Consider the following 21,075-nt stretch of genomic DNA (forward strand, 5'->3'; position numbering starts at 1 on the left):
TTATAGTTCACAGGTGTAGGTCGTTTTTCAAAAATCACCCGTACACCTGAACCCTCACCCCCACGATAGGCATCATGCAGTGGTTGCAACACTTGTACACCAAATTAAAAGTTTTGACGGGGGTGGAGGGGTGCCCTCCTCGTGGGAGCTACGCTCCCAAATCCCTCATGTTGCATCATTCAGTGGTTGCAAAACTAGTGCAACCTTTAGCCCTGGCTACACCCGCTTCGTAGGAGATGATTGATTTATGGAGTCTATTCTGATTGCTCTTTCCCTGATTATTATTGGTTATACGGTTGGCTCTGTAAAAATCATCAACCAGGGGTCGGAAGCATTAGTCGAGCGGTTGGGACGATATAACCGCAAACTTGTGCCAGGTTTGAATTTCATCGTTCCCTTGCTGGATACGATTGTGCTGGAAGAGTCCACCCGCGAACGCGTGCTAGACATCGAGCCGAAAGATGCCATCACGTCCGATAACGTGTCACTCAAGGTAGATGCGGTGGTTTATTGGCGTATTTTGCAACTAGAACGCACCTACTATGCCGTTGAAGATATCGATTCAGCACTGAGCAATTTGGTCACCACAACGCTGCGGTCTGAGATTGGCAAGATGAATCTAGCGGATACCTTTTCTTCTCGCAGTGAGATCAATCATGCCCTGCTGCATCAGTTGGATGATGCCACCGCAACCTGGGGGGTGAAGGTGACGCGGGTCGAAGTGCAGGAAATTACCCCCACCAAGACGATGCTGGATGCCCTGGAACAAGAACGTTCGGCAGAAAGTAAGAAAAAAGCGGCGATTTTAGAAGCAGAAGGGAAGAAGAAAGCGGCGATCGAAGAAGCCGAAGGTACCGTGCAATCGATGCGGATGATTTCTGAAGCATTGCGATCGCAACCCAATAGTGCTCAGATTTTGCAATACATGGTGGCACAGCGTTATGTTGATGCCAACTATCGCTTGGGAGCCAGCACCAACTCCAAAATTGTCTTCATGGATCCCAAAGCTCTAACTGAGGGCTTGAATGAATTGATCACCGAAGTCGAATATCACCATCCGGGTGACGTCAATGGTGGCAATGGTAGCCCACCGGCTCCTCCTTCAGCCTGACGGACAATGAGTCAAGACGCGATGAATCATGTCTCGACCAGAAATTCATCGCGTCTCTATACATTGCAATCATGGGAGGGGAAAGCAACGCTTTCCCCTCCCATGATTCTTTCTAGGGAATCCGCCAGATGGCATCGGCAACCTGACAGGCATCCCGGATTTCTTTAACATCATGCACCCGCACTATATCAGCTTGACCTGCGATCGCCGCACAACAAGCTGCTGCTGTTCCCCAGACCCGTTGTTGAGGATCAGGCTGATTGAGAATCTGACCGATAAAGCTTTTGCGCGAGGGTCCAATCAACACCGGACAGCCCAGGGCTCGCAAAGTAGGAATATGTCTGAGAATCTCCAGGTTTTGCTCATAGGTTTTGGCAAAGCCGATCCCCGGATCAATAGCAATTTGGGATTGGGGCAGACCCTGGGCGATCGCTTGATCTACCTGGGTTTTGAGAAATCTACAAATCTCGCCCATCAAATCGGAGTAATCGGTCAGTTGTTGCATGGTTTTCGGTGTCCCCCGAATGTGCATCAAGATCGCGGGAACCCCTAATTCTGCAACGGTTGATAAGATCTCCGGTTCGAAGGTGCCCCCCGAAATATCATTCACGATATCTGCACCAGCGGCGATCGCCTGCCGTGCCACATCTGCGCGAGTGGTATCAATCGAGATGGGGATATCCAATGGTGGGTATTGGGACGATCCTGCTCGAATCGCTTGAATCACTGGAATCACCCGATCCAACTCGTCTGCCAATGAAATCGTCTCTGATTGCGGTCGCGTAGACTGCCCACCCACATCCAAAATATCGGCTCCCGACGCTGCTAAGTAATGCACCTGGGCGATCGCCGCTTCCAGTGTATTAAAGCGTCCACCATCACTAAAACTATCGGGCGTGACATTCAACACCCCCATGAGATAGGTGCGCTGCCCCCAGATAAACTCACGACCTCGCACAGTCCAGGGAGCAAATTCAGTCGATGGCATTGCAGATGAATCCAGTACTTCAGATGACATATGGGTTGAGCTGTTAGCTGTTAGCTATTAGCTATTAGCTATTAGCTATTAGCTGTTAGCTATTCATGAATGAGCGATCGCATTATATCAATTCCTCAAATCTAGGCTACTCGTGGGGGTTAAGGGGGTTTTGCCTCATTATGGGGACGGAGTCCCACACACGCTTCCTCTGATGTATAGATTGGCTGTTAGCCAATAGCCAATAGCCAATAGCTATCTTCCCATCATCCATCCAGAGCATCGCAGCGGATCGGGCACAGATCCGTGCTAAAAAGTCCCACCCACAAAAATTGCCGGATATACTTGGGACAACCCACCCCTGAGCATTTTATAAAAAGGTCGTGATTGTTGGATGCGGGGGCGATGCCCCCGCATCCAAAACTATTCCTACTTATGCCATTGAGGGGTTGCACCACGTTGTCATCTTGCCATGACTGTCAGGAACTCCGTTGACCCTATGATGTCTGCAAAGATCTTCATTTCCTATGCCCCCAGTGATGCAGAGCTGTTGACCGAACTGGAAGCGCATCTGTCTAACCTGAGCCGTCAGGGCAAAATCCAACCGTGGCATAAAGGGGCGATCGCTCCTGGCTTAGAATGGGATGCCGAAATCAAACGGCAACTCGAAACTGCTGATCTGATCTTGCTGTTGATCAGCCCCAGCTTCATGGCATCCAACTATTGCTATGGCACCGAACTGAGCCGCGCCATCGAACGTCACGATGCTGGCAACGTCCGCGTTATCCCGATCTTGCTCAGACCCGTAGATCGAGAAGGTAGCCCCTTCAGTAAATTGCAAGCCCTACCCCGCAACGACCAACCCATTACCACCTGGCGCGATCGCGACGAAGCCTTCTATACCATCGTCCAAGAAATTCGAACGGTTTTGGAGGCGCGAGCAATCGCGCCTCCAAAACCATCCTTTTCTCTACCCCCCAAATTCTCCACTTACAACCCCGACACCTGGACAGGACGAGACGCCGATATCGCCCACCTGAGTCAAGTTGTGAATCATGGCTGCAAATTATTGTTGGTTCATGGCATGACGGGTATCGGCAAAACTGCTTTGGCAGAACGATTAGCAGCTGATTTTATTGGCGTTCCCGATGTAGATCAAACCGATAACCCCATTGGAGCAAACGTCCCGGATGTAGAGGCGAACGGGGACGTAGGGGCGAACGGCCGTTCGCCCCTACCGTATATTCAGGTGGTCATGGATCGGGGCAGCACCACCCCAGATTTCACCCAGGGCGCGATCCGCATCCTCCATGCCATGGGCGACGATACGGCTCAACAACTGCCCAACGCCCAAATCCTGCCCTACCTGCTGCAAACCCTGGAACGGCAACCCCACTGGCTGCAACTCGACTCCCTGGAATATCTGCTCTGTCAAACCGATCAGGGCGACTATCGCTTTACCGATGCCACCTGGGTCGATTTTTTCTGCCAATTTCTCACCTCATCGCGCCATACCAGCTGCATCGTTCTTACCTCTCAAGCCGTGCCCATGGGACTGGTCGAGCGGATCGATCGCTACGACCAACTCTGGCGCGAATACCCCCTGCGCGGACTGGAAGCCGACCATTGGCTAGACCTTTTCCGCAACCATAATGTTATTCCCCAAACCGACCCCGAAAAACAGCACCTTTGCGAGATCGCCAGCTACTTTCAAGGGCATCCGCTGATCTTAAAAATGATTGCCGGAGATATCCGCAGTCGCTTATTTGGCGGCAGCGTCAGCAAATATTGGAACCAGTATTACACCCCCCGCCAGACCCAAACCCACCTGAAACTAGCCCAGAGCCAGGAACAACGGGCACGCCGTTGGGTAGACCAGACCATCGCTCAACTGCCCGACCTGCCCCGCACCCTGCTGCAACGCAGTGCCGTGTTTCGTCGTGCTGTCCCTGAAGCCTTTTATCTGCAACTGCTGGACGATCTTCCCGACACCGATCGCAGCACCGCCCTATACACGCTCAAAGCCCGCAACCTGGTCGAAGACACCGATATCCAAAACGGACACCTGCTGATTCAGCAACACAACCTGATCCGCGATAGCGCCTACGCCCAGCTAAAAGCGGATCGCGCCACATGGGAAGCTGCCGAACGTCAGGCTGCCCAGCTCTGGCTCACTGCCTACGAACCCGCACCCGATGCAGAGAATTTAGAGAAAGTACGAGGTTATTTAGAAGCGTTTGACCATTTCTATACCGTAGAAGATTGGAAAGCTGCACGAACCATTGCCTGGACTCGCATGAATACCCCAACTAAAGAATACCTATGCGGGCAATTAGGAACCTGGGCATACTATCGGGAGCAAATTCTGCTGCATAGTAAACAATTAGACATTGCTCGAAAGACAAAAGATCAACAAGAAGAAAGTGCGGCACTGGGCAATCTGGGAATTGCTTACTACAGTCTGGGGCAGTATCGGCAGGCGATCGACTATCTTCAGCAACAGTTAGCCATTGCCAGGGACATTGGCGATCGCTCTGGTGAATCCAAATCATTGGGCAATCTGGGACTTGCTTACTACAGCCTGGGACAGTATCCACAGGCGATCGATTATCATCAACAATCCTTAGCCATTAAACGGGAAATTGGCGATCGCGCTGGTGAATCGAAATCATTGGGCAATCTGGGACTTGCTTACTACAGCCTGGGACAGTATCCGCAGGCGATCGACTACCATCAGCAAGCCTTAGCCATTGCCAGGGACATTGGCGATCGCGCATGGGAAGCTGGAACACTGGGCAATCTGGGAAATGCTTACTACAGTCTGGGACAGTATCAGCAGGCGATCGACTATCAGCAGCAGGCTTTAGCCATTGCCAGGGAAATTGGCGATCGCCAGGGTGAATCCAAATCATTGGGCAATCTGGGACTTGCTTACTACAGCCTGGGACAGTATCCGCAGGCGATCGACTATCATCAGCAATCCTTAGCCATTAAACGGGACATTGGCGATCGCTCGGGTGAAGCGAATTCTCTGGGCAATCTGGGAAATGTTTACGACTGTCTGGGACAGTATCAGCAGGCAATCGACTATCATCAGAAATCTTTAGCCATTGCCAGGGAAATTGGCGATCGCCAGGGTGAAGCGGATTCTCTGGGCAATCTGGGAAATGCTTACTACAGCCTGGGACAGTATCCGCAGGCGATCGACTATCATCAGCAAGCCTTAGCCATTGCTAGGGAAATTGGCGATCGCGCTGGTGAAGCTGCTTTTCTGGGCAATCTGGGAGTTGCTTACAACAGTCTAGGGCAGTATCCACAGGCAATCGCCCATCATCACCAACAGTTAGCCATTGCTAGGGAAATTGGCGATCGCCAGGGTGAGGGCATTGCTTTGGTGAATTGGGGACAGACTCAACTCAAGCTCGAACAATATGATACTGCCCTGCCCAACTTGCAGACCAGCCTCGCCATTTGTCAGGAGATTGGTGACAGAGCCAATGAAGCTGAGGCATTGTTGCGGTTAGCAGAGTATTATCACCAGACGGGGCAACCAGAATTAGCGCAGGCGCAGGGTCAGCAGGCATTGTCACTGGCAACCGAGTTGGGCATTCCCCTGGTGGAGGAGTGTCGAGCATTGATGTTAGAACTGGATGGTGGAGATGGGGAAGGTGAGGGAGATGGGGGAGGTGAGGACGATGAAGGGATGGAGAGATGATGGGGTGATGGGGTGATGGGTGAAGAGGTAGGAAGGTGAAGGGTGTGTTAGGCGATCGCCGTGATGCACCGCAAGTATTTTCTTTTCTAAAATTGCGTTACGATGCTGAGCTTTAGTAACGAAAAAACTCGACAAAAACAACGTTGGGTTGTGGCGATCGCCCGACGCTTGAATCGTGTTTTTTTGATTATGGCTTATCAAACAGATGCAATAATTGTTCGCTTACACGTCGCTTGACCCAAATCGTAGTGTTTCGTTAGATTGAAGCGCACGGTATAAAAACTCAGGATTCTAAAGCATCTAATCTCGACGGTTTGAAACAGGTTTGAGAACAAGGGAATGACAAATTATCATTGGGAATCGCTGCTCCAGAACCTCAGTCGTACGTTGATCGATCGGCGCGATCAATATCATCGATGGCAGTTGACTCCAGACATGGTGGCGTCTGCCTGGTTAGGCAATCCTGCCGCATCTGAAGACCACATTGTTGCTGCTGAAACGCGTTTGGGAACTCGATTGCCACCCTCGTATCGGTCATTCCTTCAGGTATCTAATGGCTGGCGCAATTCCGATTGGACTGAGATGCAACTCTGGTCAACGTCAGAAATAGATTGGTTTTCTACACAACATCAAGATTGGATTGATGCCTGGCTGCCGTACACCAACGACCGACCTTCTGTGCCCGATGATATTTACTTTGTCTATGATGAGACTCAAGATTGCGTCCATTTAAGACGTGAATATCTGGCAACGGCTTTAGAAATTAGTAGTGATAGTGGAGATGGCGACGTTTTTCTGCTGATTCCTGACGTTGTTTTTGAGGATGGAGAATGGGAAGCATGGCACCTGGGCAATAAGTTGCCGGGAGCTATTCGATATCGTTCGTTTTATGCATTGATGCAACAGGTTTTAAAACAAGGATGCTTTGTGGCTTAACAACTTTAGGGTGAACGTCGCGGTTCTAAAATTTTGTGTTGACTGGCTCCTCGATTTCAGGAACGCCGATTTTTTCTTTTGCGATCGCCCATTAAATAAACCCCACAGGCTTATAGCAGTGTGCAAGTTCGTTCAGTACAGAAACGGTGTTGTGGGGCGCGGAGTGCCCTACAACACCAAAGTAAAATTTTTACGGATTTCCCAGGGTTAGCGTTCATTTTGCTCTGAAGAATTAGATTTTGGTATCTATGCTATCTATTTCAGGGATCTGCTTTGAGTAACATCGAACAGTCAGAACCTACGTGAAAATTATGAGTGGAAATGAAGCCCGTGTCCAAGCTGTCCATCAGATCACTAATCGGCAGCTGATGCCGCCCAAAGCCCCAGAACGCCTCGAAGAAATCTGGGCAGAGAACGTGTTTAACCTGAGCAAAATGCAGGCAAGTCTCCCCAAAGCGGTCTTCAAATCGATCAAAAAGACGATTGTTACGGGTGAACGGCTAGATCCGTCGATCGCAGATGCTGTTGCCACTGCCATGCGAGATTGGGCAATGTCCAAAGGGGCATTCTACTACGCCCACGTCTTTTACCCTATGACCAACCTGTCCGCAGAAAAGCACGATGGCTTTATCTCGGTGCAGGGAGACGGCAATGTGATTTCAGAATTTTCTGGCAAAGTGCTGGTGCAGGGCGAACCGGATGGGTCTTCATTTCCCAATGGTGGCATTCGTGACACGTTTGAAGCACGGGGCTACACGGGCTGGGATGTTACCAGTCCTGCTTATATTATGGAAACGGACAATGGTTCGACCTTGTGTATCCCTACCGTTTTCGTATCCTGGACGGGTGAAGCGCTGGATAAAAAAGTGCCCCTGCTGCGATCGATCGCTGCAATGGACAAAGCTGCTAATAAAGTACTGAAACTTTTGGGGAATGAGGATGTTGCCCATGTTAACTCTAGCTGTGGGGCAGAGCAAGAATACTTTTTGATTGATGCCAATTTTGCTAGCCAGCGTCCTGATATCTTGCTGGCAGGGCGAACCTTGTTTGGTAAAGCACCGGCAAAAGGTCAAGAATTTGATGATCACTACTTTGGTGCTATCCCTGAGCGGGTTCAAGTATTTATGCAAGATGTGGAAGAAACCCTTTATAAACTGGGGATTCCAGCCAAAACTCGGCATAATGAAGTAGCTCCAGGTCAGTTTGAAATTGCACCCTTTTTTGAAGCAGCCAATGTTGCCAGTGATCATCAGCAATTGTTGATGACGGTGCTGAAACATACGGCTAAAAAGCATGGGTTTACGTGTTTGCTGCATGAAAAGCCATTTGCTGGCATCAATGGCTCTGGGAAGCACGTTAACTGGTCAGTCGGCAATGCCACACAGGGTAACTTGCTTGATCCGGGTGATTCTCCCCATGATAATGCGCAGTTTCTGGTCTTCTGTGGTGCTGTGATTCGAGGGGTACACAAGTATGGGTCGCTGATGCGAGCTGTGATTGCAACTGCCAGCAATGATCACCGCCTGGGAGCCAATGAAGCCCCACCGGCCATCATGTCGGTTTACTTGGGGACGCAACTAGAAGAAGTCTTTGAGCAAATTAAGACTGGAACTGTCACTGAGTCCAAACAAAAAGGGGTGATGGATTTGGGTGTGGATGTATTGCCTCATCTAACCAAGGATGCAGGCGATCGCAACCGCACATCTCCGTTTGCATTTACAGGCAACCGCTTTGAATTTCGAGCCGTCGGCTCCAGCCAATCGGTATCGGGTCCCTTAATTGTCCTCAATACCATGCTGGCAGATTCGCTAGATTGGATCGGCAATCGCCTGGAACGTGAATTAGCCACTGGCATGGAACTGAATACAGCCATCATCACTGTTCTTAAAGAAGTGATGGAAATGCATGGGGCTGTGGTTTTTGGTGGCAATGGCTATTCCGAAGAATGGCATACGATGGCAGTTGAAGAGCGCGGTTTAGCCAACCTGCGCACTACTGCTGATGCTTTACCGACCCTCAAAGCAGAATACATTGAAGACCTGTTCACAAAAACGGGGGTATTGACACCTGTCGAGCTGGAAAGCCGCTTTGAAGTCTATGCAGAGCAATACATTCTCTCGATTGAAGTAGAAGCTAAGCTGGTCGTCAATATGGCAAAGACCATCATCTACCCCGCAGCGGTCGAGTACTTGTCAAAACTGTCTTCTACGATCGCCAGTTTGGCAGGTCTGGGGATTGATTTCGAGAAAGAAAGTGCTAAGAAGGTTGCAGATCTGGTGAATGCTATGGTGGCAGAAACCAATCAGTTGAGTGAAGCTCTGGGTAAGCATGACTTTGCCAGCACCGAAGAGCAAATGCAGTATTGTGCCCAAACGATTCGTCCATTGATGGATCAAGTCCGCAGTTATGCAGATGCCTTAGAAGGTGAAGTAGCAGATAGCTTCTGGCCCTTGCCCACCTATCAGGAAATGCTGTTTATCAAGTAAACGTCTTTGATTTGGTAGGTTGGTTTTCGTACCAACCAAAGATGAAGCTGTAACTTTTTAAGAGGGGGTTGGGGGTTTCACCCCCAACCCCCTCTTAATTCGTGCGGCGTCGCCGCACGTCCGAACATCAACGGCTTCAGCAATGTTGTTATTGATAGTTCACTGGATGGTTTACTCTGAGGATTGAATTTTTTGGGTCAACAGGGCTGTGATCTGATCCAGGCGTTGTAGGATATCGGTTTGCACTGGATCTGGCGCATTCGGCAACCGCTCTACCGTAAGACTGCCGCCCGTTTCTAACGTAGCGGTTTTGATCTCAGAGAGGTCTTCAAACCCTTGTCGGCGTAAATCAACCCGCAGATCTGCTTCGCTAATCAGTTCTTTGGCTAAGTTTTCAGGAATGAACTGACCTTCAAAAATCAGCAAGGTCGGTTTACCTTCTACCACCTGCTCAATCTGGGGATATCGATAGGCAAGACGGACGACAAAATAATTGGTAATCAAAAGGGTGGCTGCACCAATCAATCCACCCGATACTGAATTGTCATTGCCAATGATGGCGTTTTGAACGGTGTTTGATAACATCAACAAGACGACCAGATCAAAGCCTGTCAGCTGTCCTAACTCTCGTTTTCCACCTAAGCGCAATGCAATCAGCAGAAAGAAATAGACTAATATTGGACGAACAATTTTTTCCAGGATTGGAATGTGGAGAATCCAAAGATCGTCGAGTGTCGTCATGGCGCAGCCCTCTTATTTACGTACCACCGCTTTCATCAGGTTGCCATCGGAAATATCAAACAGTCAACTAGTGTTGCAAACACCAAATTTTGCAACATGGAGTATGGGGCTGCGCTCCCACGCAGGGGTGGAACCCTGCACTCCGGTGTAAAACTTTTAATTGTGGCTACTAGCGATTTTGCGGGCTTGCTCCTTTTGTCGTTCTTGGCGCAGAAAGGTGATCATTTTTTGATCTTCATTTTTAATGTGATGAATCAGCCAATCGGTTAAAAAGTGGGACACCGTAATGGTGAGCTGAGACGCATTTTGCTGCTGTTCTGGTTGAAGAAACTGCTCCACTTTTTCTCGGAGTGCTTCATGCTTGGCTTTATGATCTACGTAGCCGGGATAACTATACTTGAGCATAAATTGTTCTTCCGTCTCAAAATGAATGGTACTGTAGGTTCTCAAACTTTTGAGGGTGCGATCAAGCAATACTTCTGCATGTCCTTCTAACATGGCGCTATTCAAGGCATTAATGGCATGAAATAGGCTACGGTGTTGATCATCAATCAGTGTATAACCTGTTTCATATTCTGGTCGCCATTGCGCGATCGCCATAGCAGGTGCCCGATGCGTAGGCGTTTGATTTGAGCCTACATCCGCTTTAACCCAATGACCTTGACGGCAAAAGGTAATCATTTTTTGGTCTTCATTTTTAATATGATGAATCAACCAATCGGCTAAAAAATGGGAAATGGCGATCGCTAACTGAGATACATCGTGTTGCTTTTCTTGTTCAAATTGCAACACCCTGGCTTTGAGGGCTTCATGTTTCTCACGATGGTCTGCATAGCCGGGATACTGATGCGCCAACATAAATTGTTCTTCTGTATCAAAATGGACGCTGGTATAGTCCTTTAAACTCTGAAGTGTTTGCTCTAATAACGCCTCACCCGAGCCCTCTAATAAGGCATTATTCAGCGCATTGATGGTACTGAAAAGACTTTTATGTTGCTCATCTACGACCGCATCACCGCTTTCATAATCGGGTTGCCATTGAGCGATTATAATCCCCATAGCCTCGTACTCCTAAAGTACCTTGTCTTTAGAGTTCCCGAAAATTAGTGACTCCAACCTCTGAGTTGGACGTGAACCCGCGCCAGATACCACATATAGTCGTCCAGGCGATAGCGAGTTGCAGCTTGTACGATGTAGTGCTGCGCCAATGTAAGCTCTTGGGCAGCTTCATAAAACAAACCCAGATAGAGATGGCTATAAAATAAACCCCGCTGTCCCTCGTCTTGCCCGATCGCCAGAACGGTGTCTGGGGTTGCAGTTCCGGCAAACAGGTCGTAGACGCTGCGCATTACGGGACGCGGATCATGGTTGACAACCAGCAATGCCGTTTGCGCCTCGCTCACACTGCGATCGCGTGCCATACAAAGGTATCGCCATACCGTTTCTTCGATATCATGGGCATTCACTTGCAAGTCGATTTCAAACTGGTTTGCGCCATCAGCAAAGCGTCCGGCGTAATAGTACGATAACCCGCGTTGCCACAGATAAGGAGTGAGGGCGGAATTGAGCCGTTCTGCCTGATCGAAGTCTTGAATCGATGCCTCGATTTCAGCCCGTTTGAATTGCACCATGCCGCGCTGAATGTAGGCTTTGGCATCATTCGGATGGGACTGGATCTGGCGATTCCATTGCTCAAGCTGACGGTCTAAAACTGAGCGGTGAATCATCGTGCGATCGCCTCTCCTGTTTCAGCATCAAAGAGATGAATTTTGTCGGCAGCGATCGATAACCACAGTTGTTCGCCAATCGGCACACGGCGATCGGGTTCGACTCTGGCTTGCAAGCGGGGAGCCGTTTCTAAGTCTGTGCCATCCATGTTATCTAACCGCACCGTTAGATAGGTTTCACTCCCCAAAGCTTCTACCCGTTCCACCCGCACCGGCAAATTTTTAGGAGCCGGAACACTGATACTCAAATGCTCTGGACGAATCCCCAGCAGAATACGACGACCGTCATAGGGTCGCAATCCAGCTTCCCAGAGTTCGGGTACGGTGAGGCGAAACTGACCATGGCTGATCAGCAAGGGAGCTTTTACATGCACCGACAAAAAGTTCATGGGGGGTGACCCGATGAATTCTGCGACAAAGCGATTGGCAGGTCGGTTATAAAGTTCTAAAGGTGAGGCAATTTGTTGAATTTGTCCGGCATTCATCACGGCAATGCGATCGCCCATGGTCATCGCTTCGGTCTGGTCATGGGTGACGTAAATGGTAGTGATCCCCAATTTGTGTTGAAGATTGACAATCTGGGCGCGGGTTTCGGTACGCAATTTGGCATCTAAGTTTGACAAAGGTTCATCCATCAAAAATACCTGGGGATTGCGTGCCATCGCCCGACCTAATGCGACCCGTTGTTTTTGTCCGCCCGATAGTTGTTTGGGCAAGCGATCGAGCAACATCTCAATTTGCAACATCTGTGCCACCCGCTCGACCTGTTGAGCGATCGCCCGTTCCTTTGCCGACCAATAGCGTAATTTCTTCGGTAGGGGACGGGTGAGCAGGGTTAACACATCGTCTATCCAGGGATATTGGGTCGATAAAGACTTGCCGGATCGTCTCTCTACCGTTCTCGTTGATCTCGAATCTGAGGGAGACGTCATGGATCGCGTCTCTACTTTTGATCCCTGATCTGAAGGAGCGGCGATCGCGGGTGTCTCTACGGTGCGTCGCAATCCAAACGCCAAATTTTCATATACCGTCATGTGGGGATAAAGGGCATAACTCTGGAACACCATGGCAATATCCCGTTGTTTCGGTGGTAGGTCGTTGATCAGGCGATCGCCCACCCAGATATTGCCAGCGGTAAGTGTCTCCAATCCTGCTATCAACCGCAGCAACGTACTTTTGCCACACCCCGATGGTCCCACCAGCACCATAAATTCGCCATCGTTGATCGTCAGGTTGATCCGTCGCAAAATGGCGATCGCCGTTGCCTGCGAAGATTCGGCTGCTACTGTGGCATGATCCGTCGTATCAGGCTGAGGAGATGGGGTTGATGCGGATTTTCCAGAACGGTTGGGAAAACTTTTATAGATATTTTCGAGATGAACCTGCGCCACAATAAACCTACTCGCCTGCTAAAGCAATGGAAGAAAAACATGGGGAATCAGGCAAATCATACCCGAATTCAGAAAAATCAGACGTTGATCTCTTGAGGATCATGAGTTTGATCGAACCTAATTCCGCTTGGGAGAGCGACGGCGAAGCCGTCGCTCTCCCAAATAGAATTACGGGTTAATGACTCTATGATCCCTGGCTGGTTGACTGACAAATCTTTTTCGTAGGTTGGGTTGAACAGCGTAAAACCCAACACTAGCAAAGGTTCTGTTGGGTTACGCTAACGCTAACCCAACCTACGAGAGAATAAGGGTTTCGGGAGTTTTGTCAGTCAACCAGGATCCCTGGTGTTGCGAACCCTAAATTTTGCAATATGAGGGGTGGGGGCGCAGCCCCCACGCAGGGGTGGAACCCCTGCACCCCGGTGTAAAACGTTCAATTGAGTTTACTCGTGCCTACAATCTCCCGGTTCGTTTATCAATCATGTCGGCTAGCAGGGCAAACATGGCAATTTGCGTTGCCGCAATTAACAAAATCAGCGTTCGATCAGTCAGATCATCTCGAATAAACAAGTCTTGCACCAGCGTAAACAGGAATCCGCTAAAAAATATGCCTGCAAGGGGTAAAAATACTCTCAACGGAGCAAAATACATCCCCGTCCGCAAGATCAACTGAATAAACCGCAGCGTATCGCGGATTGGTTTGATTTTGCTTTTTCCGACTCGGGGACGATAGCTAATCGGCTCGTAATGCACCACGTAGTTATTCATCAACATGGCAACTGTAATGCTGGTGGTAAAGCTAAAGGTATCAGGCAAGATGGTGATAAAGCGGTTGACAATAGTTTTGTCAAACACCCTCATGCCACTGTTGAGGTCAGGAATACGCGATCGCGTTAACCACTGGGCAAAATGCACCAAAAACCACTTAGGAATTCTACGAATTGGGGAATACCGGACATTTTCGCCAATTCTTGCACCCACGACCATATCCGCTTGTTTCGCGAGGTTCACCAGTTCGGGAATGCGGTCGTTGGGATAGGTGCCATCGGCATCGGTAATGGCAATGAGCGGATATTTAGCATAGCGCACCCCAGTTTTGAGCGATGCCCCATAGCCTAAGTTGCGATTGTGCTCGATCAAGCGAATGCCGCCATAGGTGCGCAACAATTTGCCCGTCTCATCAGTCGAACCATCATTGACCACAATCAGTTCATACTCACACGCAGCGGTATTGAGGATGGCTTTCAGGTCATCTAACACGGGAATGATGCCCTGTTGCTCGTTATAGGCTGGAATGACCAGTGAAAAAGCGGGACAGATGGCGTCTGATACAGCGTTATCCATGCCTGGTGTGGGGTGGGTGGTATAACTGGTTGGTTGCGATCGCTGACCCTGCGGCATAGACTACGTTGCTTAATCAATTACCTGATCGAGTATAGGAGATGCCTTGCCCGTATTTTTGAGGAATCCAAATTTTGCAGACAATTTATGGCAAATTTCATCCCGGTAAATGGCGAGATGGGTTAGTATACCCAATTAAAAGTTTTTTGGGAGGTGGCGAGGCTGAACCCCGCTCATGGGAGGGCAAACCCCACCCGCCTGTGCTGCAAAATGTAGGATGGACGCTATTAGAAATTTTGTTGTTAACTGCCTTTATCAGTTTGAAATGGCTGATCGACGGCAATATGGGCATCACCAATGAAGTCGATATTTTACCGTTTGCCCGACAGCACGCCGACCCCAGTTGGATTCCCAACGACTGGTATTTAAATCAGCCCGCTGGCTATCGCTTGCCCTTTATTGCCGTGTTTGGCACGATGGCAGCTCATTGGGGCTTTGGGGTGACCTCCATCCTGGGTCGCCTGGTGTGCTATGCAGGGGTTGCATCGGGATTGGTTGCTCTGCGCCATTGCCTCCAGTTGCCTGCCCAACTGCTGGTTTTTGCACTGGGTTTATTTCTCTATGTCAATCCAGATCAGGGCGCGGCAGCCTTTGAGTGGTTGCTGAAAGCATTGGAATCTAAAGCTATTGCCTATGGATTTGTCCTCTGGGCGATCGCCTTTCTGCTTACAGCTCGCTATCGATGGATGGCATTGATGCTGGGGTTAGCCACCTCGTTCCATACCCTGGTGGGTGGGTGGGCATTTTTGACCGCTGTAGGGTGGATGCTGGTTCACCGCAAGCTACCCCTCAGACCGTGGCACCATAACGGCATTTTGCTGGGGATCTATGGCTGCGCCAGTGTTTTTTCAATTCAACCAGTGTTAGAACATGTGTGGACGGCAACGCCACCGAGTCGGTTTACTCCGTCGTTTATCAGTGTGTTTATCCGATCGCCGCATCATCTCAATCCCCTCTCCTGGCAATCGTGGGAGTGGCTCAAACTCGCGATTTATCTGATTATTTTTGCTATTAGCTATGCCGTTATCCATACCACCCCTGCCCATCGACAAAAATCAGACGTACAAGATCGTCGCCTGGGCTTAGCCCACTTCACCCTGATTAGCTTGATTCCGTTTGGGCTAGGATTGGCGATCGCACCTTTCGATTTACAGGGTCAATTTCTGGTGTACTATCCCTTTCGCTTTGGGGATATTATGCTGTCGCTTAATACCTGTTTGCTGGTCACCTGTCTGTTGACCTGTCTATGGTCTAATCAGCGGACAGAACAATGGTTGAAAGGCATCTGTCTGAGTAGCTTGGTGCTGGCGTGTGTGCTGCAATCCCTGACGTTTCATTTGCAAATTCAGGCGCTGCAAGCATTTCCGGGAGAAGAGCAAAATGTTGATGCGCCCATGCAAAAATTATTCGCCTGGGTGCAGGATAATACGCCCAAAGATGCCGTCTTTATTGCACCGCCCGTAGATTTGGTCAGCTTCAGCTGGCTAGCCGAACGAGCCACCATTGCAAATTTTAAGCAAATTCCACCCACCGCAACAGGAGTAGTGGAATGGATCGATCGGCTCAGCGATCTCGGTGGTAGTGTTGACCCCTGGGCAAATTTAAGCCGCACAACCGATCAACGCCCTCTGGTCGAAGATCGACTCCTGGCAGGATATGGCGATCTGACAACCAACCAGGCAAAGCAATTAATGCAGAAATATCAAGCCCATTATTTGGCAACTCGCCGAGAACATCGACTCAATTTGCCCAAACTCTACCAAAATTCTCGCTATATCGTCTATGGCGATCGCCCTGCCCAAACGAAACCCTTGGTGTGAGCTTAAAGATCATCCACGAATGAATCCGTCATGCTGGGGAACTGTCCGTTCGATATAGTTGACAACGCATGAAAAAAGCCGCACGATGTGCGGCTTTTTTCATGCATCACATTATTAAATTAGACCACCCCAACTGGCTATAGGTCGTACTTGCGACCGAGGGTATACCATCGCAATCACCAAGAGCATCAAGCAACCTGAAGTGTGCTGGGTTCGGGAATCACTTTATCTTCTGCTTGCCAAGCTTCCAGGTACATTTCAATCACCTCTTCACCGCTGCGAATAGCTTCTTCGCGAGTTTTTCCGTGAGTGCAAGACATGACAACCAGTTCAGAAAATTCTGGGATCGTGACTAAGAAGAGTTGATCCTCATCTGACTACTGAACGAGCATGCTGTATCGATTCATGAATCTTCCTCCTCTCTTAATTTTTCTAGTTCAGAAAGCAGCTTTGCTAATTGCTTTCCTGGATGCTACATCATCCTCTATTATGCAACGCCAAAGATAGCCGTTACACCCTTGTTTTATCTACCCTTTACGAAAAAGTACTCCCCTATCATCATAGAGGTTCTAAGCAAACTGTCGTGTGGCAAGCCTGGCTCCTAAGAGTTTTGCTTCTTCCTCAGCCTGCCTCAGCCCTTTAGGATTTGTCAGAAGCCTTAGCGCAATTCTTTGTTGATGGGGTTTTGTTCGCTTGGACTTTGAGCCAGGACGTGGTGGCAGCGTTGCCACGAGGGAAAGACAACTGCCTCGTCGCTCAACTCGAACTCCTACCTTACCAGCTTTTAACCGGGCATTGATCTCAGTAGTTCTTTGATCAATTTCTTTATCGGATAAGGTCTGAGTTTCCATAGAGCCGCATCCTAAGGAGCCTTAGTGGTGGTTGACGTGCCTCACACTACATTACTGTCTTGGCTTTCCTTAAGCCAGCAATATGGCTTAAATCTGGCTTAAATTTTTGGCATAATCTGGGGTTTCTCAGAGGGATTGAGAAGGATAGAATCCTTCCCAACCAAACCTCAATCCCTTATTATGACGAAGCTGGTGACGGGACTCGAACCTGCGACCGGCTGATTACAAATCAGCTGCTCTACCAACTGAGCTACACCAGCGTTGCAACTTATCTTAGCATTGAGAGGTGCGATCGCACAAATGTGATCCGCTTTTCTATCTGTGAGGGGTGGTATTGCCCAAAAAAGTTGGGTTACGTTTACCATGAGGGACTTGGGCGATCGCCTAACCGTAAGTTTTCCAGTATTTTAGCGATCGCACATGATCCTATCGTTGGCTCATGGAGGACTAAAATCGACTGCGGGTCATCAGTTCGACAGCATCTCGTCCATCAATATCGTGCAGATAGACTTTGACTTGTTCTTCCTTGGCGGTGGGTAGTTTCTTCCCTGTAAAATCGGGATGAATCGGTACTTCTCGGTGTCCCCGATCGACTAATACGGCTAGGCGAATTGTTGCGGGGCGACCATATTCATTGACGGCGTTGAGTGCAGCGCGAATGGTTCGTCCCTTATAAATCACATCATCTACCAATAAGACGGTTTTGCCGGTGACATCAAATGAAATTTTTGTGCGTGCTGGAGTACGTAACTGAATTTGATCTAGATCATCCCGATAGAACGTAATATCTAACGATCCAACAGGTACCTGAAATTGTTCTAGGACTTCAATCTGTCGGGCTAACATTTCTGCCAACGGTACTCCCCGAGTATAAATTCCCAGCAACACCAAATTTGATAGATCACCAGCCCGTTCAATCACCTCCGATGCCAGTCGGGTCATCGTACGACGGATTTCTTCGGCAGATAGAATTTCAACAATTTCAGGCGACATAGGTAAGCGATAGGGGAGAGAATAAGGAATACAACGCCGGACAGAATAGAGTTTGCCGCACTCGCTGGATTAGGATCACAGAATTCATGAACCTGTTATTTGGCTGGAGAGAGTGACGGCGGAGCCGTCGCTCTTTTATAAAGAACTTGGATTTTATGAAATCCACAATCCTTACGGTTTTAGTACCAAGACGGCGAGTGCAAGCAATACCCAGATGAGAAAACTATAGCGGGTCAGGTGGGTTGCTTGCTGAATTATTGAAGGCGTAATGGGCTGGATGCGATCGCCCAACAGGGGTTTGTGTTTTACCATACCGCGATAGCTATTGACACCCCCAACCTGTACCCCCAGAGCGGCTGCATAGGCACATTCGCTCCAACCGGCATTGGGGCTGGGGTCTTGGGGGGCATCGCGGCAGCAAATCTGCCAGACGTGACGGGGTTTACCCGACAGCAATGCAATGGTAAAAACTGTCAGCCGACAGGGTATCCAGGTGAGCACGTCGTCAAGACGGGCACTGAACCAACCCAGATGAGTGTAAGGTGCATCGCGATAGCCCACCATTGAATCCAGGGTACTGGCAGCTTTATAGGCAAGGGCAAACGGTGCCGGGGCGATCGCCAGCATTGCCCCCAAAATGGCATAAAACAAAGGTGCCATGACCCCATCCGTCGCATTTTCAGTCACCGTTTCAAAAACTGCCCGTAAAATGTCTGGCTCTGATAATTGGTCGGTGTCTCGTCCGACATAGCGGCTCAAATGGCGACGCGCTGTTTCTAAATCACCTGCCACCAACGGTTGCAAAACATCGTCCGCTGCTACCCTGAGACTGCGGCCGGCAAAACAACTTGCCAGCAGAATGCTCTCAACGGCGATCGCCACTGCCCCATGAATCTGACCGGCGGCTTGTACGATCAACCATCCCGCCGCCCCACTCAAACCGACCAACCCCAGCGCTAAAACCATGCCTGCCCCACGCAGCAACCAGGGTTGTTTGACCCGCTGCAAGACAAATTGGCTGTAGTGATGAATGCCCCAACCCATAATCTGCACTGGATGGAGCCAATTCCAGGGATCGCCAATGAGATAATCTAACCCTGCTGCGATCGCCAAAACCAGAGCAGATTGTTGCAGCACCATGTTTTCTTATGTCGCTTAATCGAGTACACCAACTTAAAAGTTTTAGAGGGGGTGGAGGGGGTAAAACCCCCTCTTGGGGGCGCAGCCCCCAAACCCCCATGTTGCAAAATTTTGTGTTTGCAACACTAGTTACTTGGGGTCTGTTTTAGAAGTTGTTTTTTCGGGCGCTTCGCGCCCGAAAAAACAACCCTCTTAGCGAGCTTTAAAACACGCCCTAAACTATTTTCATCCAAACTTAGGATCACAAATCAATCAAAACCCGGAAGTTTATGTTGAGAAGTGCGGCAACGCCGCACTTCTCAACATAAATGCCACACATCGATTGGGTTAGTCCGAAAGTAGGACGCTAGTTTTGCTCAAAAAATTCATACTAGAGAAAAGACGTTGTTTATTTTAGTAAGCCCAATTAGACACTTTACAACGGGATGCAGGAGTGGAACTCCTGCGCGGGGGCACCGTCTCCAAACCTTACGCCGAAAAATTTAGTGTTTGCAACACCAGAAATCTTTTTCACTACAGATTCAAGGGAGTATGAATCATGACAAATCTACAAGACTCTGTTCAAGATACCGTTCCCAACCCTGAATTTGAACCAATTCCGGTCAATACAACACCCCCTTCAGAAGAAGACATTCGGGTTGAAGAATTTAAGATCACAGGGGATGCATTGGTCACAAAAGTCAAAGAACTGATTCATCAAGGCACCATTCGTCGCATCATCGTCAAAACCGAGGATGGACATACATTGATCGAAATTCCTATGACCGTCGGTGTTGTGGGCGGTGTCGTTGCCACTGCCCTTTTCCCCATCGTTGCCGCGCTAGGCGCGATCGGGGCATTGGTGGCAAAACTTACTGTAGTGATTGAGCGCAAGGTGTAAGCTATCAATCGGCTTGTCGAGCTTCGTGCAAAATTAGTCGATTTCCAGCCGGATCATAGGCATAAATCTCTCGCCCATGAGTAGCGATCGCAATGTCTCCCAAGGGTGCATATCCCAGTTCGGTGAGAAACGCGATCGCTATTTCTAAGTCGTTAACTTCTAAACAAAGACTCATTCCACCACTGGTCGGCGCACGAAACTCCACATCATGCCCCACCTTGGGTTGAAAAATGCCTAACCGCAGCCCCGGCAATTGAAACTCGGCATACACATGCGGGATGTGTAACGTCGGTTGCTGCCCTAAAACCTGAGTATAAAACTCAACCAGTCCTGTGTCTGCAACCTCTGCCAATGTGACAAAAACACTACTCAACGGCAAAGACATAGGCGATCGCACTTTTAAAACGGGATAGCGAGACGACCCATGACGCTGTCTCAAATGTTCAAATTCTGGGTTACACTAGTTTAGCGAGGAACGGGTGCAACTCATCCAATCCGAGTCATAACCGGGGCGATTAGCACAGTGGTAGCGCACTTCCTTCACACGGAAGGGGTCACTGGTTCGAATCCAGTATCGCCCATATGAGATGAAACCCTTAAAACAACGCTGAAAGCTGCCTCTGGGCGGCTTTTTCAGTTATGTGCCTCTTCTGTAGGTGATTAGTTCGTCTGTATTAATTTAGGTATCTTTAGGTCACGTTGGATAACGGATTGGGGTAAAGATTGGGGTAATTGGGGTAGCCTGAGTAGCATCCTTCCTCACCGACTTCCAGGCTATGTACTCAAAATCAAGACAACGCAAAAAGTCAAAATCTGGTTCTGTGCAAGTCAAAACCAGTAACGAGCGGCTCCAATTGGTCTTCTCTTTCGGCGGGAAGCGGCACTACCTCAGCTTAGGCTTGTCTGA

Annotated in this window: 17 protein-coding genes and 2 tRNA genes; 7 read left to right on the plus strand and 12 right to left on the minus strand. The window is 49.3% G+C overall.

Going from position 1 to position 21,075, the window contains the following annotated elements:
- Positions 1-247: 247 nt before the first annotated feature.
- The gene (locus tag ACR6Z4_RS25955) at positions 248-1,111 is read left to right on the plus strand and encodes an SPFH domain-containing protein (protein WP_479720244.1); all 864 of its coding nucleotides are present in this window, start codon (positions 248-250) and stop codon (positions 1,109-1,111) included.
- Positions 1,112-1,223: 112 nt separating this feature from the next.
- Here the strand turns inward: ACR6Z4_RS25955 and folP are convergent, their stop codons facing one another.
- The gene (gene folP / locus ACR6Z4_RS25960) at positions 1,224-2,099 is read right to left on the minus strand and encodes a dihydropteroate synthase (RefSeq protein WP_479720245.1); all 876 of its coding nucleotides are present in this window, start codon (positions 2,097-2,099) and stop codon (positions 1,224-1,226) included.
- A 487-nt stretch (positions 2,100-2,586) separates the two neighbouring features.
- Between folP and ACR6Z4_RS25965 the strand changes: the two genes are divergently transcribed.
- From ACR6Z4_RS25965 to ACR6Z4_RS25975, 3 genes are all read left to right on the plus strand, one after another.
- Entirely contained in the window at positions 2,587-5,802 is a 3,216-nt protein-coding gene (locus ACR6Z4_RS25965) for a tetratricopeptide repeat protein (RefSeq protein ID WP_479720246.1), read from the plus strand.
- A 339-nt stretch (positions 5,803-6,141) separates the two neighbouring features.
- Positions 6,142-6,738 carry an SMI1/KNR4 family protein gene (locus ACR6Z4_RS25970; protein ID WP_479720247.1) on the plus strand — a complete coding sequence of 199 codons (597 nt, stop codon included), beginning with the start codon at positions 6,142-6,144 and terminating at the stop codon, positions 6,736-6,738.
- Positions 6,739-7,049: 311 nt separating this feature from the next.
- On the plus strand, positions 7,050-9,224 hold the full coding sequence (locus tag ACR6Z4_RS25975; RefSeq protein ID WP_479720248.1) for a glutamine synthetase III family protein: 2,175 nt from the start codon (positions 7,050-7,052) through the stop codon (positions 9,222-9,224).
- A gap of 171 nt (positions 9,225-9,395) precedes the next feature.
- On the opposite strand, the gene ACR6Z4_RS25980 is transcribed toward ACR6Z4_RS25975, so the two are convergent.
- The 5 genes from ACR6Z4_RS25980 to ACR6Z4_RS26000 all read right to left on the minus strand — a co-directional run bounded on the left by ACR6Z4_RS25980 (position 9,396) and on the right by ACR6Z4_RS26000 (position 14,427).
- Entirely contained in the window at positions 9,396-9,965 is a 570-nt protein-coding gene (locus tag ACR6Z4_RS25980; protein WP_479720249.1) for a DUF421 domain-containing protein, read from the minus strand.
- Between the two features lie 156 nt (positions 9,966-10,121).
- Positions 10,122-11,024, minus strand: a complete 903-nt coding sequence (locus ACR6Z4_RS25985; protein ID WP_479720250.1) for a bacteriohemerythrin — start codon at positions 11,022-11,024, stop codon at positions 10,122-10,124.
- Positions 11,025-11,068: 44 nt separating this feature from the next.
- Positions 11,069-11,692: a tetratricopeptide repeat protein gene (locus tag ACR6Z4_RS25990; RefSeq protein WP_479720251.1), complete on the minus strand. Its 624-nt coding sequence runs from the start codon at positions 11,690-11,692 to the stop codon at positions 11,069-11,071.
- Positions 11,689-13,083: an ABC transporter ATP-binding protein gene (locus ACR6Z4_RS25995; protein WP_479720252.1), complete on the minus strand. Its 1,395-nt coding sequence runs from the start codon at positions 13,081-13,083 to the stop codon at positions 11,689-11,691. Before ACR6Z4_RS25995 ends, ACR6Z4_RS25990 begins: the two co-directional genes overlap by 4 nt.
- 453 nt (positions 13,084-13,536) lie before the next feature.
- Complete coding sequence (locus ACR6Z4_RS26000) at positions 13,537-14,427, minus strand: glycosyltransferase family 2 protein (protein WP_479720259.1); 891 nt, start codon at positions 14,425-14,427, stop codon at positions 13,537-13,539.
- Positions 14,428-14,558: 131 nt separating this feature from the next.
- On the opposite strand from ACR6Z4_RS26000, the gene ACR6Z4_RS26005 reads away from it, so the two are divergent.
- Positions 14,559-16,304, plus strand: a complete 1,746-nt coding sequence (locus ACR6Z4_RS26005; protein WP_479720253.1) for a DUF6798 domain-containing protein — start codon at positions 14,559-14,561, stop codon at positions 16,302-16,304.
- Between the two features lie 188 nt (positions 16,305-16,492).
- Here the strand turns inward: ACR6Z4_RS26005 and ACR6Z4_RS26010 are convergent, their stop codons facing one another.
- The 5 genes from ACR6Z4_RS26010 to cbiB form a co-directional block, all read right to left on the minus strand.
- Positions 16,493-16,651 (minus strand): type II toxin-antitoxin system HicB family antitoxin, encoded by a 159-nt coding sequence (locus ACR6Z4_RS26010; protein ID WP_479720260.1) that lies wholly within the window; start codon positions 16,649-16,651, stop codon positions 16,493-16,495.
- 222 nt (positions 16,652-16,873) lie between these two features.
- Positions 16,874-17,155: a hypothetical protein gene (locus tag ACR6Z4_RS26015; RefSeq protein ID WP_479720254.1), complete on the minus strand. Its 282-nt coding sequence runs from the start codon at positions 17,153-17,155 to the stop codon at positions 16,874-16,876.
- 187 nt (positions 17,156-17,342) lie between these two features.
- A tRNA-Thr gene (locus tag ACR6Z4_RS26020) sits at positions 17,343-17,415 on the minus strand.
- Between the two features lie 187 nt (positions 17,416-17,602).
- A complete protein-coding gene (pyrR, locus tag ACR6Z4_RS26025; RefSeq protein ID WP_479720255.1) occupies positions 17,603-18,148 on the minus strand; it encodes a bifunctional pyr operon transcriptional regulator/uracil phosphoribosyltransferase PyrR in 546 nt (181 codons plus the stop codon).
- A 171-nt stretch (positions 18,149-18,319) separates the two neighbouring features.
- The gene (gene cbiB / locus ACR6Z4_RS26030) at positions 18,320-19,288 is read right to left on the minus strand and encodes an adenosylcobinamide-phosphate synthase CbiB (protein ID WP_479720256.1); all 969 of its coding nucleotides are present in this window, start codon (positions 19,286-19,288) and stop codon (positions 18,320-18,322) included.
- A 538-nt stretch (positions 19,289-19,826) separates the two neighbouring features.
- On the opposite strand from cbiB, the gene ACR6Z4_RS26035 reads away from it, so the two are divergent.
- Entirely contained in the window at positions 19,827-20,168 is a 342-nt protein-coding gene (locus ACR6Z4_RS26035) for a DUF4342 domain-containing protein (protein WP_479720257.1), read from the plus strand.
- Between the two features lie 4 nt (positions 20,169-20,172).
- Here the strand turns inward: ACR6Z4_RS26035 and ACR6Z4_RS26040 are convergent, their stop codons facing one another.
- Positions 20,173-20,553: a VOC family protein gene (locus tag ACR6Z4_RS26040; protein WP_479720261.1), complete on the minus strand. Its 381-nt coding sequence runs from the start codon at positions 20,551-20,553 to the stop codon at positions 20,173-20,175.
- A 124-nt stretch (positions 20,554-20,677) separates the two neighbouring features.
- Between ACR6Z4_RS26040 and ACR6Z4_RS26045 the strand changes: the two genes are divergently transcribed.
- Positions 20,678-20,749: transfer RNA gene (locus tag ACR6Z4_RS26045), tRNA-Val, on the plus strand.
- The last annotated feature ends 326 nt before the right edge of the window (positions 20,750-21,075 follow it).

This window comes from Calyptranema fuscum S582, from assembly GCF_055793305.1.